Annotated in this window: 11 protein-coding genes and 1 pseudogene; 8 read left to right on the top strand and 4 right to left on the bottom strand. The window is 66.8% G+C overall.

What is annotated here, in order from left to right:
* The first annotated feature begins 88 nt into the window (after positions 1-88).
* Positions 89-2,602, top strand: a complete 2,514-nt coding sequence (locus FGL98_RS04470) for a ribonucleoside-diphosphate reductase subunit alpha (protein WP_146315538.1) — start codon at positions 89-91, stop codon at positions 2,600-2,602.
* Positions 2,603-2,628: 26 nt separating this feature from the next.
* Positions 2,629-3,606, top strand: a complete 978-nt coding sequence (locus FGL98_RS04465) for a ribonucleotide-diphosphate reductase subunit beta (protein WP_246136370.1) — start codon at positions 2,629-2,631, stop codon at positions 3,604-3,606.
* A 72-nt stretch (positions 3,607-3,678) separates the two neighbouring features.
* Here FGL98_RS04465 and FGL98_RS04460 read toward each other — a convergent pair whose 3' ends face one another.
* Together FGL98_RS04460 and FGL98_RS04455 are read right to left on the bottom strand one after the other, a co-directional pair.
* Entirely contained in the window at positions 3,679-4,893 is a 1,215-nt protein-coding gene (locus FGL98_RS04460; RefSeq protein WP_146315536.1) for an alpha-hydroxy acid oxidase, read from the bottom strand.
* Between the two features lie 151 nt (positions 4,894-5,044).
* Entirely contained in the window at positions 5,045-6,106 is a 1,062-nt protein-coding gene (locus FGL98_RS04455) for a P1 family peptidase (protein ID WP_146315535.1), read from the bottom strand.
* A gap of 49 nt (positions 6,107-6,155) precedes the next feature.
* Here FGL98_RS04455 and FGL98_RS04450 point away from each other — a divergent pair, with 49 nt between their 5' ends.
* Entirely contained in the window at positions 6,156-7,355 is a 1,200-nt protein-coding gene (locus FGL98_RS04450) for an MFS transporter (RefSeq protein ID WP_146315534.1), read from the top strand.
* Positions 7,356-7,369: 14 nt separating this feature from the next.
* Here the strand turns inward: FGL98_RS04450 and arr are convergent.
* Positions 7,370-7,793, bottom strand: a pseudogene (gene arr / locus FGL98_RS04445) (NAD(+)--rifampin ADP-ribosyltransferase).
* A 142-nt stretch (positions 7,794-7,935) separates the two neighbouring features.
* On the opposite strand from arr, the gene FGL98_RS04440 reads away from it, so the two are divergent.
* Positions 7,936-9,792 (top strand): acyl-CoA dehydrogenase, encoded by a 1,857-nt coding sequence (locus FGL98_RS04440; RefSeq protein ID WP_146315533.1) that lies wholly within the window; start codon positions 7,936-7,938, stop codon positions 9,790-9,792.
* A 160-nt stretch (positions 9,793-9,952) separates the two neighbouring features.
* The gene (locus FGL98_RS04435) at positions 9,953-11,230 is read left to right on the top strand and encodes an integrase core domain-containing protein (RefSeq protein WP_425460980.1); all 1,278 of its coding nucleotides are present in this window, start codon (positions 9,953-9,955) and stop codon (positions 11,228-11,230) included.
* Positions 11,231-11,358: 128 nt separating this feature from the next.
* On the opposite strand, the gene FGL98_RS04430 is transcribed toward FGL98_RS04435, so the two are convergent.
* Entirely contained in the window at positions 11,359-13,197 is a 1,839-nt protein-coding gene (locus FGL98_RS04430) for an NHL domain-containing thioredoxin family protein (RefSeq protein ID WP_146315532.1), read from the bottom strand.
* Positions 13,198-13,221: 24 nt separating this feature from the next.
* Between FGL98_RS04430 and FGL98_RS04425 the strand changes: the two genes are divergently transcribed.
* From FGL98_RS04425 to FGL98_RS04415, 3 genes are all read left to right on the top strand, one after another.
* Positions 13,222-13,449 (top strand): hypothetical protein, encoded by a 228-nt coding sequence (locus tag FGL98_RS04425; RefSeq protein ID WP_146315531.1) that lies wholly within the window; start codon positions 13,222-13,224, stop codon positions 13,447-13,449.
* 66 nt (positions 13,450-13,515) lie between these two features.
* The gene (locus FGL98_RS04420) at positions 13,516-13,947 is read left to right on the top strand and encodes a DUF6788 family protein (protein ID WP_146315530.1); all 432 of its coding nucleotides are present in this window, start codon (positions 13,516-13,518) and stop codon (positions 13,945-13,947) included.
* Between the two features lie 53 nt (positions 13,948-14,000).
* Entirely contained in the window at positions 14,001-15,332 is a 1,332-nt protein-coding gene (locus FGL98_RS04415; protein ID WP_186525974.1) for an ISKra4 family transposase, read from the top strand.
* The last annotated feature ends 38 nt before the right edge of the window (positions 15,333-15,370 follow it).

Genomic DNA, 15,370 nt, shown 5'->3' with positions numbered 1-15,370 from the left:
GACGACTCATGCCATGGCGTATGCCGTGTGCGTGCCTCTTCGCCTCCCCCGTTCGTGGACCTGCACCGCGAGGGAGGAAGACCACCGCATGACCATTCATGTCACCAAGCGGGACGGCACGCGTGAGCCGTACGACGCCGACCGGATCAACCGCGCCATCGAACGTGCCGCGGAGGGCCTGCCCGACGCCATCGCCATGACGATGCAGATCGCGTCCGAGCTGGAGATCACCCTCTTCGACGGCATCACCACCGAGCAGATGGACCAGGCGGCGATCCAGGTAGCCGTGCAGAACGTGAAGGACGACCCGGCCTTCGACACCGTCGCCTCCCGCCTGCTGCTCAAGACGATCTACAAGCAGGTGCTCGGGGACTTCGAGACCCAGACCGAGCTGGCCCTGCTGCACCAGGCCCGCTTCCCCGGATACATTCGGGAGGCCGTCGAGGACGGCCTCTTCGAGCCGCGCCTGGCCAGTGCCTACAACCTCGAGCGACTGGCCGCGGCGCTCGACCACCACAAGGATGAGGCCCTGCGCTACATCGGCATCGTGACGCTGCGCAACCGCTACATCGCCACCGACGCGCACAAGAACGCGATCGAGGTGCCGGCCTACTTCTGGATGCGCGTCGCGATGGGCCTGTCGGTGAATGAAAAGGACCCCACACAGGCCGCGATCGGCTTCTACCGCAAGATGGCCGACCTGGACTACCTCGCCGCGGGCTCCACGCTGGTCAACGCGGGCACGATCACCCCACAGCTGTCCAACTGCTTCGTGATGCAGATGGACGACGACATCGAGCACATCGCCAAGTCGATGCGCGATGTCATGTGGCTCACGAAGGGCACTGGTGGCATTGGGCTCTCGGTCACAAAGATGCGCGCGGAGGGCAGCCCGATCCGCAGCAACAACACCACCTCGACCGGCCCGATCCCCTTCATGCACACCATCGACTCAATCCTCCGCGCGGTCTCGCGCGGAGGCAAGAAGTTCGGTGCACTGTGCTTCTACATGGAGAACTGGCACCTGGACTTCCCGCAGTTCCTCGACCTGCGACAGAACGCCGGCGACCCCTACCGGCGCACTCGCACCGCCAACATCGCGGTCTGGATCAGCGACGAGTTCATGAAGCGCGTCGCAGCCGATCAGCCCTGGTTTCTCTTCGACCCGCAGGAGACCCCTGACCTGGTCGAGCTCACCGGTGACGACTTTTCCCGACGGTATGCCGAGTACGTCGCCCTGGCCGAGGCAGGAAAGATGCGCGACTACAAGAAGATTCGCGCGCGCGAGCAGTACAAGGCGATCCTGGTCTCCCTGCAGACGATGTCGCACCCGTGGTTGACCTGGAAGGACACGATCAACCTGCGTGCGCTGAACGACAACACCGGCACCATTCACCTGTCGAACCTCTGCACCGAGATCACCCTCCCGCAGGACCGCGACAACGTCTCGGTCTGCAACCTCGCATCCATCAACCTCTCGCGGCATCTAGTCGACGGCCACTGGGACTGGGACCGCCTCGCCGAGAGCGCCCGGCTCGCAGTCCGCCAGCTCGACGCGCTGATCGACATCACCCGGTCCTCGGTCCCGGAGTCTGAGCACTCCAATGACCAGAACCGCGCAATCGGCCTGGGGGTCATGGGATTCACCGATGTCGTCGAGCGGCTCGGGCTGTCCTACGAGTCCGAGGAGGCCTACGACCTGATCGACCAGCTGGTCGAGTTCATCAGCTGGCATGCCATCGATGCGTCTGCCGATCTGGCCCAGGAGCGGGGCTCATATCCGAACTTCGCCGGATCCGGCTGGTCGAAGGGCATGGTGCCGATCGACACCCTGGATGTCTTGGAGCAGCGGCGCGGCACGCCGGTCGAGGTCGACCGGACGACACGTCTGGACTGGGATGCACTGCGCACCAAGGTTTCCGGCGGCATGCGGAACGCCACCCTGATGGCGATTGCCCCGACCGCGTCGATCGGCCTGGTTGCCGGGACCACACCGGGTCTGGACCCACAGTTCTCCCAGCTGTTCAGCCGCACCACCTCCTCCGGCAAGTTCCTGGAGGTCAACCGCAACCTGGTCGCGGCCCTGCAGGAGCACGGCCTGTGGGAGGACGTGCGGGAGGACCTACTGCGCTCCCAGGGCGACCTGACCAACGTTGCGGATGTTCCCGATGAGCTGCGCGAGATCTACCAGACGTCGTTCCAGCTGTCCCCGTACGCCTACCTCCATGTTGCCGCTCGCGCGCAGAAGTGGATCGACCAGGCGATCAGCCGAAACGTCTATCTGGAGACCCGCGACCTGGGCGAGATGGCCGACATCTACTCGGCGGCCTGGCGGATGGGCGTCAAGACCACCTACTACCTGCACGTCAAGCCTCGCCACCAGGCGGAGCAGTCGACCGTCAAGGTCAACAAGGCCAAGGCCAGCGGACGCACCGCAGGCGGCTTCGGCTTTGCCAGGCGCGCGACTCTTGCTCCCGCGCCCCAGCCCGAGCCCGAGCCCGTAACAGTCACCACGACGATCCCCGATCTCGACGTCGCGGACGCACCCTTGGTCTGCCCGACCGATCCGCAGGCCCTTCTCGAATGTGAGGCATGCCAGTGAGCAAAGCAACGAACCAGAGCCATCAAATGCTTGGCACCGGAATCCAGGAAGGGCTGCTGCTCAAGCCGATTCGCTACCAGTGGGCATACGACCTGTACAACCAGGCCGTGGCCAACACCTGGTTCCCGCACGAAATTCAGCTTGGCGAGGATCTCGGCGACTTCAATCGGATGACCGACGAGGAGCGCCACGCGGTCACCTTCTTGATGAGCTACTTCAACCCCAACGAGCTGCTCGTCAACAAGGCCCTCGCGTTGGGCGTGTACCCCTACCTCAACTCGCCCGAGGCGCACCTCTACCTCGCGAAACAGATGTGGGAGGAGGCGAACCACTGTGTCGCCTTCGAGTACGTCTTGGAGACCTTCCCGATCGACCGCGACGAGGCGTATGCCGCGCACCGCGACGTACCGTCGATGGCCGCCAAGGAGGAGTTCGAGGTCAAGTACATCAGTCGGATGACCGAGCAGTCGCTCGACATCACGACCACCGAGGGGAAGCGCGAGTTCGTGCGAAACCTCGTTGCCTACAACGTGATCCTCGAGGGCATCTGGTTCTACAGCGGGTTCATGGTCGCGCTGAGCTTCCGGCAGCGGAACCTGCTGCGCAACTTCGGGTCGCTGATCGACTGGATTGTGCGCGACGAGAGTCTGCACCTGAAGTTCGGAATCAACCTGATCCTGACCGTGCTGGAGGAGAACCCCGATCTGCAGACCGCGGAGTTTGCCGAGGAGATCCGCCAGATGATCCTCGACGGTGTGGAGATGGAGGAGCGTTACAACCACGACCTGCTCCCCAGCGGGATCCTCGGTCTGAACGCGTCCTACATCAACAGCTACGTGCGCTACCTGGCCGATCGGCGCCTGGAAGAGCTCGGCTTCGAGTCGCACTGGGGCGTCAGCAACCCCGCCAAGTGGATGGCCACCGCCAACGACACACTCGAGCTGGTGAACTTCTTCGAGTCGGTCAACACGTCCTACGAGGTCGACGCGAAGGCATCGTCCTGAGCACGGCGGAGCTGAACGGCGACCCGGGAGGCGCTTTCGTCGCCCGGGTCACCGTCGTGTCCTGGAGCAGGATCAGGCCAGCGGGATGACGTGGTCCGGCGTGAGTTCGGCCAGAGCAGCGACGCCGAGGAGCTTCATCGTGCGGACAATCTGCTCGGCCAGGATTTCGATCGCCCGGTCCACACCCTCGCGACCGCCGGCCATCAGCCCGTAGAGGTAGGCACGTCCGACGAGCGTGAAGCTGGCGCCGAGAGCGATGGCCGCGACGATGTCGGCGCCCGAGGTTATCCCGGTGTCAATGGCAACCTCGGTGTCCGCACCGAGCTCACGGACGACTTCCGGCAAGAGCCGGAACGGCACCGGCGCTCGATCAAGCTGGCGCCCACCGTGATTGGACAGCACCAGGCCGTCGACGCCCAGGTCGACGAGAGTTCTGGCATCCGCCAGGGTCTGCACACCCTTGACCACGAGCTTGCCGGGGAAGAGCTCGCGCACCACCTTCAGGTCCTCGAAGCTGATCGTCGGATCCATCGCCGCGTCGACCAGGTCACCGACCGTGCCTCCGGTGGAGGTGAGCGACCCGAACTCCAGCGGGGGTGTCGTCAGGAAGTCCCACCACCACCACGGTCGTGGAGCCGCATTGAGCACCGTCCGCGCGGTGATCTGCGGAGGTATGGAGAATCCGTTGCGTTTGTCTCGCAGCCGTGCTCCGGCGACCGGGGTGTCCACGGTGAATAGCAGGGTGTCGAAACCGGCCGCCGCCGCACGTCGGGTCAGGTCATAGGAGATCTCCCGGTCGCGCATGACATACAGCTGAAACCAGTGTCGCCCTGCCGGACCTGCCGCCCGCACGTCCTCGATGGAGGTAGTGCCCAAGGTGGACAGGGAGAAGGGGATGCCGGCCGCAGCGGCCGCAGCGGCACCGGCGACCTCGCCTTCGGTCTGCATCAGGCGGGTGAATCCGGTCGGCGCAATGCCGAAGGGCAGCGCCGACGGTCCGCCGAAGATCTGACAGGACGTGTCGACCCGATCTGTACCTCGCAGGATGCCGGGCCGGAACTCGATGTCCCTAAACGCCTGGCGTGCCCGTGCAATGGACACCTCCGCCTCCGCTGCGCCATCGGTGTAGTCGAATGCCGCCCTCGGCGTGCGCCGCTTGGCGATGCGCCGCAGATCTTCAATGGTCTGAGCGTCTTGCAGTCGCCGAGTCTTCCTGTGCACGGTCGGCTTTTTGAAGCTCACCAGCTCGAAGATCTCGGACCTCTTCGGCATCTGCCTGACCACCATGGCAACCTCACATCTCATCCAGCGGCACGAGCACGCAGCCGACACCCGAGCAGCCCCGACGATGACTTCAGGGGGCGCACCCTTCACGTTAGCGGCGCATCAAGGTCCGACACTCGACGGGACCGGAATCACGCCCCGACAGCCGAGGTCCTCACGCCCCGACAGCGGAGGGAAACGCGTCCCGATAGCTGCGCAGCGGATAGGGATGCGCGGCGGTCGTGGTGGCATCCAGCACGGCGTGCCCGATCGCCCGAGTCACACAGTCTCCGGCCGCGTCGAGCAGCTGATGAAACCCCAGCGCGTCCAAGGAACCTCGCTCGCAGGTCGCCAGCGTGAAGACGGTGTCGCCGTCAAACATGGTGTGAACGGGGCGGATCGCGCGAGCCATCCCGTCGTGACCAATACCGGCAACCTTCTGACACTGCGCCTTGGTCAGGCTCACGTTGGTCCCGACCACTGCAAGGGTCGTGGCCATGCCGTAGGCGATGCCGGTCAGCTTGGCACGCTCGGCCGCCAACCGTCGTGCCTCCTCGAGGTCCCGACGATCGGGGTCCCGCAGGCCGGCGAACTCGTCCGAGAGCCCGCATCCCACGGCATACGGCAGCCCCGTCCGCGGATCCACGGTCGAGCCCAGCGAGTTGACGACCACCAGTGCACCGACCACCGTGCCGTCCGGTAGCACCGCACTCGCCGTGCCGACGCCGCCCTTCAGCCCACCGGCCAACGCCCCGGTGCCGGCTCCGACGCACCCCGTCGCCGGCCGGCCACCGACCCCAGACCGGCGCGCCGCGGCATACGCCTGCTGCCCGAAGGAGGCATCCGGGCGGTTCGCGAAGGCGCCGCCACGACCGAGGTCGAAGATCACTGCGGCCGGCACCAACGGCACCACCTCGCCGGGACCGCCCATCGGCAGCCCGATGCCGTCCTCCCCCAGGGCGTCGGCGACCCCGGAGGCTGCCGCCAGTCCGTAGGCGCTGCCACCGGTCAACGTGATTGCGTGCACGCGTTCGACCATGTTGCGCGGATCGAGCAGGTCGGTCTCGCGGGTCCCGGGGCCGCCCCCGCGGACGTCCACACCGCCTACCGCCCCGCCGTCGGGGGTGAGCACACAGGTCGTGCCGGTCAGCCAGCCGTCGTCCGCGCGCTCGTAGTGGCCCACCCGCAGCCCGGCGACATCCGTCAGCGAGTTGGTCGGTCCGATCAAGGTCGTCACAAGACCACCTTCTCACTGATGTGGCCGGCGCGGTGAGTAGCGTGCACGGGTGAGCTCATCTTCCACGCACCGCCGGCCGGCCGTTGGACGACCGGACGACGCCGCACCCGTCGAGAAGGGCCGCCTCTTCGGTCTGACCTGGGCGCATCTGCTCAACGACGGTGCCTCGAACTACCTGCCGGGTGTGCTTCCCGCCGTCCTGACATCGCTGGATCAGCCCGTGCGGATGGCCGGCGCCTTCGTTGCCGCAATGACCATCGGGCAGGCGCTGCAACCGGTGACCGGATGGCTGGCCGACCGCCTCGGCGGGCGCAGCCTCGTGGTGCTCGGACTGCTGCTCAGCTCGGTCGCCGGTGGTCTGCTCGGCGTTGCGCAGTCGACCTGGATGCTGGTGATCCTGCTGCTGCTGATCGGCATCGGCAGCGGGTTCTTCCACCCGCAGGCGCTCGCCGGCGTGCGAAGTCTGTTGCGAGGCAGGCAGGGTCTGCTGACGTCGGTGTTTCTGGTAGGCGGTGAGGCCGGCCGCGGGATCTGGCCCACGGCGGCCAGTCTGGTGGTCAGCCACTTCGGCCTGCACGCGCTCTGGGTTGTCGGAGTCCCAGGAGTACTGACCGCGCCGTTCCTGTTGCGGGCAGCACCACGTCTTCCGGCGATCTCCAGACAGACCAGTCGAATTCTGTGGCGCAAGCATGCTCGACCGCTGACGGTGCTGGTGAGCTATCGCTCCATTCAGGCGCTCGCCACCTACGCCCTGGTGACGTTCATTCCGATCACGTGGCACCTGCGCGGCGGGCACCTGGACAGTGGCGCGTCGATCATCACGACCATGCTGCTGGTCGGCATTCTCGGCAACGTCGGCGGCGGCCACCTGGCCGATCGCTTGGGTCGCACCCCGGTGCTGCTCGGTTCGGCCCTGGCGACGGCCGCGCTGATCATCCTGATCGCGTATGCCTCGGGAGCCTGGCTCTGGGTCGTGGCGGGCCTGGCCGGCATCGCCATCTTCGGGTCGGCATCCACCTGCGTCCTGATCGGGCAGGACATCTTCCCGGAGAACCGTTCGATGGGCTCGGGGATAGCGCTCGGCCTGGGCAACGGCATCGGTGCCCTGCTGGTGCTGGTCATCGGCCTGCTGGTCAGCGACACCGACATCGTGCGCGTCTACTGGGTGCTCGGCGCGCTCAGCGCTGCCTCCGCGGTGCTGGTCCTCGCCTTGCCCGGCGACCTGATGCATCGCCCCGCTCTTCAGTGAGGGCAGGGGCCGGGTCAGTCGTAGATCACGGCCATCCCTCGTCGTTTGAGGCCGGCCAGGCCATCCTTCATGACCCGCAGCTGCTCGGGGGAGTGGCCTGCCCAGCCCACGAGCTCACCGACGACACGGACGGGCTCGAGCGTGCGACAGGAGCGAGTGGGATTGCCGGGAAACTTCTTGTCGGTCACATTGGCGTCGTCCTCAAACGCGCCGGTAGGCTCCACAACATCGATGCGCCCGGACCTCTTGCCGATCGCAAGCTCAGCCCCCATGCCTCAGCGTCAAGCGTTTCGGTCACGTAGACGTGGTTCATGACTCGCCAGGCCTCGAAGTTCGAGATGTGGCCGGGTACAGCAAGTCACCGACCGCCAGGTCCGCTTGGGTCCCGTGCAGCAAGCTGCCCGACTCATGCACCTCAGACCGCGTGGGTCCGTTCATGCTGCTTCATCCTCTCGCCAGGAACACCTCTGCCATTCTCGCCGCAGGGTCCTTCGAACAAAAGTTACCTCCCAGTTGCGTAGAACTACCCCCTAGTAGGACAATGGTGTTACTGGTGAGTAACAAGCGGGTGGAGGAACCTATGAGTCACTACAAGAGCAACGTCCGCGACATCGAGTTCAACCTCTTCGAGGTGTTCGGCCGGCAGGACGTGCTGGGCCACGGTGCATACGACGAGGTCGATGCAGACACTGCACGCGAGATGCTGAAGCAGGTCAGCGTGCTGGCGGAGAACGATCTGGCTGCGTCCTTCGAAGAGGGCGACCTCAACCCCCCGGTCTACGACCCCGCTACCACCTCGGTGCAGATCCCCGAAGCCTTCAAGAAGTCCTACGCCGCCTACCAGGAGTCCGGCTTCTGGGCCGTCGACGTCCCCGGCGAGCTGGACGGCACTGTTGTGCCGCCATCGCTGAAGTGGGCACTCAACGAGATGGTGCTGGGCGCGAATCCGGCCATCGCGATGTATGCCGCGAGCTACTCCTTTGCCAAGCTGCTCTACCTGCTGGGCAACGACGACCAGAAGAAGCTCGCCCGCTGGATCACCGAGAAGGGCTGGCACTGCACAATGGTGCTCACTGAGCCGGATGCCGGCTCGGACGTCGGGGCCGGCCGCACCAATGCCACTCAGAATGACGACGGCACCTGGAACGTCAAGGGCGTCAAGCGCTTCATCACCTCTGCCGAGTCCGACATGGTCGACAACATCGTTCACTTCGTGCTCGCCCGGCCCGAGGGCGGCGGCCCAGGCACCAAGGGGCTGTCTCTCTTCGTTGTGCCGAAGTACCAGGTGGACCTGGAGACCGGTGAACTCGGCGCGCGCAACGGCGCCTACGTCACCAATGTCGAGCACAAGATGGGCCTGAAGGTCTCCACGACCTGCGAGCTGACGTTCGGCGACAAGGAGCCCGCGGTCGGCACCCTCATGGGCGACGTGCACAACGGCATCGCGCAGATGTTCCGGGTCATCGAGCACGCTCGGATGTTGGTGGGCACCAAGGCGATTGCCACTCTGTCCACCGGCTATCTCAACGCGTTGGACTACGCCAAGCAGCGGGTCCAGGGCTCCGACATGACCCAGACCGCCAAGGATGCTCCGCGAGTCACCATCACCCACCATCCCGACGTGCGCCGCTCGCTGATGCTGCAGAAGGCCTACGCCGAGGGTCTGCGCGCACTCGTGCTCTTCACGGCAACCCAGCAGGACATCGTCGACCAGGAGTTCCTGGCGACCGGCAACGAGAAGGCTGCGGAGGGCAGCGCTGCGATCATGGCCAGCAAGCTGAACGACCTGCTGCTGCCCATCGTCAAGGGTGTGGGTTCCGAGCGCGCGTGGGTGCTGCTGGGCACCGAGTCGCTGCAGACGTTCGGCGGTTCGGGCTTCCTGCAGGACTACCCGATCGAGCAGTACGTCCGCGATGCCAAGATCGACACGCTCTACGAGGGCACGACAGCGATCCAGGCGCAGGACTTCTTCTTCCGCAAGATCGTCAAGGACCAGTTCGCGGCGATCGGTGCACTCGCCGAGCAGATGCTGCAGACCGTCAAGGGCGGCGCGGGCGACGACAAGCTGCAGGCCGAGCGGGCACTGCTCGGCCAGGGCGTCGAGGACGTTCAGGGCATGCTCGAGAAGCTCGGCATGACGGCCATGGCCGCCTTCCAGGGTGAGCCCGAGGCGATCTACCAGGTCGGGCTGGGCGCCACGCGCTTCCTGCTCGCCGCCGGTGACCTGGTCATCGGCTGGCTGCTGGTCCGCCAGGCCGAGGTCGCCCAGGCGCGCCTCGACGCCGGTGACACCGGCAAGGACGAGGCGTTCTACCAGGGCAAGGTCGCCGCGGCGAAGTTCTTCACCTCCACCGTGCTGCCGCGCCTGACGGCCGATCGCGCGATCATCGAGAACACCGACGGCTCACTGATGGACCTGCCCGAAGAAGCCTTCTGACCCATTCCGCCGAGTGGAGCACTTATCGCTCGAGTGGAGCACTTGTATGTGCTCCACTGGGCGTGTTATGTCGCAGGACATCGGTGACAGTTCTGTATCGGGACATCGGTGACACTTCGGGGTGGTTTGGTGGTGACACTTCTCCGGGTGAGATTGGCCGGTGAAGAAAAATGAGCCTGTCGATCCTGCCGTCCGTCTCGCGATCTCGTCATGGCCTGACGATGCCCCACGTGGTGCGGTGACCACGTTCTGTCTCGAGCATGGCATCTCGCGGAAGACGTTGTACTCGCTGCTCGCTCGGGCGCGGGAGGAGGGTCCGGCTGCGGTGCTCGAACCTCGGTCCCGCCGCCCGAATACCAGCCCGACCCGGATCCCCGAGGAGGTCAAGGCGCAGGCGATCGGGGTGCGTGCCGCGCTGGAGTCCTCCGGGCTGGACCAGGGCCCGATCAGCGTGTTCGAGAAGATGAAGGCGATGGGGTTGCAGCCGCCGTCGGTTCCGTCGTTGGCGCGGATCTTCCGGGAGGCCGGCGTCGCCCGCCTCGAGCCGCGTAAGAGGCCTCGTGCGGCGTGGCGCCGGTTCGTGTACCCGGCGCCGAACGCGTGCTGGCAGCTGGACGCGACCGAGTACGTACTGACCAGGGGCCGCAAGTGCGTGATCTTCCAGCTGCAAGACGATCACTCCCGGTACGCGGTCGCCTCGCACGTCGCCGACGGTGAGACGTCCGAGGGCGCGCTGGCGGTGGTCACCCAGGGCATCGCCGCGCACGGCGTTCCGCAACGCCTGTTGACCGACAACGGGCTCGCGCTGAACCCGACCCGTCGCGGGTTTACCGGGCAGCTGGTCACCTACGTGACCAGCCTGGGTGTCGAGGCGATCACCGGCAAGCCGTACAAGCCGACCACGCAGGGCAAGAACGAGCGGTTCCACCAGACCCTGTTCCGGTGGCTGGACAAGCAGCCGCTCGCCGCGTCGATCACCGAATTGCAAGAACTGGTCGACCAGTTCGACGTCATCTACAACACCCAGCGTCCCCACCAAGGACTCCCCGGCCGGATCACCCCGCGGCAGTCGTGGGACGCCACACCCAAGGCCGAGCCCCCACGGCCTCCGCTGCCCGTCGACGAGTCCGCTCTACCGGCCCGCCGCTCCCGGCGCACACCCACCGGTGAGGCGACCCGCACCGTGTACCGCAACGGTCAGGTCCAGATCGAGGGTGTCCGCTACCAGCTCGGCCAGCAGTACGTCGACCAACCCGCGCACATCATCTGGGACGACCACAGGATCTGGTTCTTCGACCAGCACGGCACCGAGATCATCACCCACGAACGGCCCGGACTCCGGACTGGATTCGTCGGCAACGGCAAACCCCGAGGCTTCCTCGCCGACCAGGACACCACCCCCGAGAGCACCACCGGAGAAGCGTCACCCATGTCCTGAGACATCAAGTGTTACCGAAGTCCCGATACAGAACTGTCACCCATCTCCTGAGACAAGACACTCGAGTGAAGCACTTGTATGTGCTCCACTGGGCGGCTACCTACTCCACTCGGCGGGTTGGGTCTGGGTCAGAGGCCGCGCAGGTCGAGAGTGAGCTCGGCCGGCGCGCCGTCCGCGAGGACGACCGGGATCCCCCAGTCCTGCTGGTATAGGTGGCAGGCCGCGTGCTCCGGCACCTCACCGCTGACCGGATCACCGTCACAGGCTGCGGCTCGCACGGACACGTGCAGGATGCCCGATCCCACAGCGGGGTCCAGCTGCAGCTGCCGTTGCAGGCCGGTCGCAGTGCCACCGCCATCCCGCAAGAACGCGTCCGGCGTGGACGAGACCATCAGCTGAGTCGGGTCGCCATACCGCAGATCCAGCTTCTGGCCGGTCGGAGGCTCGAACGCCACACTCAACGTGACCTGCCCGGCCGCGAGCTCCGTCGGGCGCCGGTGCGTCTGGTGAGCAGGGCCATCCACCTTCTGCGCGTCGGCCGGTATGCCGACACGAGTGACACGGTGCGCCGCGGACTCGACGACGACCAGGCGCGCCTCTTCGCCGTCATGCTCGACGCACGCACCACTGGGTTCCGCGAGGTCGGTCACCAGGGTGCTGACCTCATCCTTGGCTGGGTCATAGCGTCGGATCGCGCCGTTATAGGTGTCGGTCAGGGCGACGGAGCCATCCGGCAGCGGGACCACGCCGAGGGGATGCTGCATCAACGCCTCGGGCCCGCTGCCATCCCGGTGCCCGAACTCGAAGAGTCCTTGCCCGATGTGCGTCTTCACCTCGAAACCGCTGTTTGTCAACATGATCGACCGCAGTGCGCTTGCTTCCGAGTCGGCGACCCAGAGCCGCACACCATCCGGGGACACGGCGAGGCCGGAGGGCTGGGCGAACCAGGCCTCGTGGGCGACGCCATCACGGATCCCCTCGCTCGAGGTGCCGGCCAGGACCGCGACGGTGTTCTCCGCCGGATCCAGCCCAAGGTGCAGGGCCCAGATCTGATGGGTTCCGGCCATGGCGATCACTACCCGGTCGATCCACCAGGCCACATCCCAGGGCGTCGACAGGTCCTGAGCGAGTGCCGCACCACTGCCGGACCGTTCGCGCAGCTGCTGGCCGGTGCCCGCAAGCGTGCGAATGCTCCCGTCGCCCAGCCGGATTCCCTTGACCTGGTGGTGCACGCTGTCCGCCACCACCACGTCATACCCGACCCGTTGCGCCACCGGATCCGGCAGCACCAGCACACCCTGCGGTTCGTTGAACTCACCCGCACCACCGAAGCGCTCGCGCTCGGTGGTCAGGTCGGCCTCCAAGCGCACCACCTGGTGATGGGCGGTGTCCGAGACGATGAACGAGCCGTCCGACAGAGCAGCGACCTTGCCGGGGAAGCGCAGCGCGGTCTCCGCCGGCTGCGGCGGCACATAGGGGGCGTCACCCGTGCGCAGTGTCCCCTTCGTCCGGTGCTCCTCGAGCATCTCACGCACCAGCACGGTGAGGCCGTGCGCATGACCCTCGCCGGCCAGCTGGGCGACGATGTAGCCTTCCGGGTCGATCACGACCAGCGTCGGCCAGGCCCGTGCGGTGTAGGCCTGCCACGTCACCAGTTCGGGGTCGTCGAGGACGGCGTGGTGCACGGCATACCGCTCCACCGCGGCCTCGAGGGCCACCGGGTCGGCCTCGTGCTCGAACTTGGGCGAGTGCACCCCGACCAGGACCAGGCTGTCGGTGAACTCGGCCTCCAGCTCACGCAGCTCGTCGAGCACATGTAGACAGTTCACGCAGCAGAAGGTCCAGAAGTCGAGGACGACGACCTTGCCGCGCAGGTCCTTCAGCGCGATGTCCTGGCCACCGGTGTTTAGCCAGCCACGGCCGGAGAGTTCAGGAGCACGCACACGAGGGCGTCTGTCACTAGCCATAACCCCAGATTAGGAGTCCTCACCATGACCGACACCACAGCCACCCTCACCACCGCAGACGCCGCGCTCATTGCGACCGCACGCTCGCATGCACGGCGGGCCGCCGATATCGTCGCGGCCGTCGTCGACCAGGTCGAGGAGCCCGCACGCTCAGCGCTCGTCGAGGCCGTCGAGCACATCGCCGTCGTGCTCTGCCTGCCGAGGGAGCCGCAGACAGCCGCACACGGGTGTGAGTCATGGTCGTGTCGTTGACGAGGTTTGTGCAGGTCAACCCATAGTCTGATTGTGGTATACATAATCAGAGTGTGGGAGGACGCGATGGGCAGGGACTATTCGGCAATGACCGTCCGCGAGCTGGAGGCCGCGCGGTCGCTGGCGCTGGACCGGATCGGCGCGGTACCGGCGTTTCGGCGCGGGTCGTTGCAGGTCGGCTATCGCAAGTGCGGGAAGGCGAGCTGCCGGTGCGCCCGGCCGGGCGAGCAAGGGCACGGCCCGCGCGGGTTGTGGACGCGCACGGTCAAGGGACCGGGTGGCTCACGGGGGCAGTACATCCCGGTCGAGCAGCTCGACCAGGTCCGGGCCGAGCTGGACAACTACGCCCAGTTCGAGGACCTGGTCGCCGATTACGTGGAGATCAACGAGGCGTTGTGCAAGGCGAAGACCGGGCCGCCGGCAGGCCGCCGCAAACGCGCTGCTCCCGCTGAGCCGAGCGGGAATAAAGGGGGTCCTGCGACGATCGGGAGGCACTGACCGTCCTGGCCGACCGGGTCGCGCAGCTGGCCGCGGCCGAGGCCCGCGCCCTGGTGCATACCGCGGCAGGGCTGCTGCAGCGCGACGCCGAAAGCGGTGAAGCGGGCGTGCTGGAGGCGATCGAGCGGGCGGCGCAAACCTGCGCGGCCCGAATCGGGTTGGCCGCGGTGGCCGGGGTCATCGACTTCGCCGGCTCGGATACTCCGGCCCGCGCCGACTGCCCCGACGCCGGTCATGCCGGGCGGCTGGTGGCCCGGCGCACCAAGACGGTCCGCACCCTGCTCGGCAGCGTGGACGTGACGCGCGGCTACTACCACTGCGGCACGTGTCGGGCCGGGTTCGCGCCGCTGGATACCCGCCTCGGCATCACCGGCACGAGCTTGTCGCCGGGCCTGGCGCGGGCGGCCGCCCTCGCCGGGGCAGAGATGCCGTACGCCAAGAGCGTCGAATTCATCGGCACCGTCACCGGCCTTCACCTGGCCTCGACCTCCACCCTCGCCCGGACGACCCGAGCCCAGGGCGCCCGGGCCCGCGCGCTGATCAACGCCGAACAGGCCGCGGCCACGGCTACGTCGCGCCCGGTCCCCGCCGCCGACGACTCCGGCGGGATGGGCTTGTGCTACCTGGTGATGGACGGCACGGGCGCCCCGATGCTGCCCCGCGAATGTGCGGGCAGGGCCGGCAAAGACGGTGGACGGCCCGGAACCCGCGAGGTCAAGATCGGCTGCCTGTTCACCCAGTCCGGTCGTGACCCGGCCACCGGCGACCCCGTGCAAGACCCCGGATCGGTGTCCTACATCTCCACGTTCGCGCCCGCACCCGAGTTCGCCGGTCAGGTCAGGGCCGAGTACCTACGCCGCGGGTTCGACCAGATCCGCCAACCGGTCGTCCTGGGCGATGGAGCGCACTGGATATGGAACATCGCTAACCAGCAGTTCCCGCACGCCACTCAGGTCGTGGACTACTTCCACGCCCGTGAGCACCTCGCCGACCTGACCAAGCTGCTGACCCCGGTGTTGCGCGACCCGGCCAGCTTCGAGCAACACCTGGTCGACGCCCTCGACCTCGGCCACACCGAGCAGTTCGCCACTGCCGTCGACCGGCTCGACCTGCCCGCCCGGGCGCCCGATCTGGCCCGGCCCGCGACCAGAGAGGTGCGGTACTTCACCGGCAATCACCACCGGATGCAGTACGCCGACTTCACGGCCAACGGCTACTACATCGGCTCCGGGCCCGTGGAATCGGCCTGCAACACCATCGTCAAGCAACGCGCCAAACGCGCCGGCACGCACTGGACCATGACCGGCCTCGACCCCGTCCTCGCGCTACGCACCCTGCACCAATCTCATCGAGAGGACATTCTCTGGCACACACCACACACCTGACGCACACCCGCCGCACACCACAGTCGCAGCCGGGCCCG

This window comes from Leekyejoonella antrihumi (assembly GCF_007845645.1).
In the GTDB taxonomy this organism is placed as follows: Bacteria; Actinomycetota; Actinomycetes; order Actinomycetales; family Dermatophilaceae; genus Leekyejoonella; species Leekyejoonella antrihumi.
The sequence above is the reverse complement of the archived record's forward strand: the minus strand, read 5'-3'. Positions and strand labels throughout refer to the sequence as shown.

Coding starts and splice junctions, on each gene's coding strand:
- FGL98_RS04470 (WP_146315538.1), top strand. CDS start 89: ATGACCATTCATGTCACCAAGCGGGACGGCACGCGTGAGCCGTACGAC.
- FGL98_RS04465 (WP_246136370.1), top strand. CDS start 2,629: ATGCTTGGCACCGGAATCCAGGAAGGGCTGCTGCTCAAGCCGATTCGC.
- FGL98_RS04460 (WP_146315536.1), bottom strand. CDS start 4,893: ATGGTGGTCAGGCAGATGCCGAAGAGGTCCGAGATCTTCGAGCTGGTG.
- FGL98_RS04440 (WP_146315533.1), top strand. CDS start 7,936: ATGAGTCACTACAAGAGCAACGTCCGCGACATCGAGTTCAACCTCTTC.
- FGL98_RS04430 (WP_146315532.1), bottom strand. CDS start 13,197: ATGGCTAGTGACAGACGCCCTCGTGTGCGTGCTCCTGAACTCTCCGGC.
- FGL98_RS04425 (WP_146315531.1), top strand. CDS start 13,222: ATGACCGACACCACAGCCACCCTCACCACCGCAGACGCCGCGCTCATT.
- FGL98_RS04420 (WP_146315530.1), top strand. CDS start 13,516: ATGGGCAGGGACTATTCGGCAATGACCGTCCGCGAGCTGGAGGCCGCG.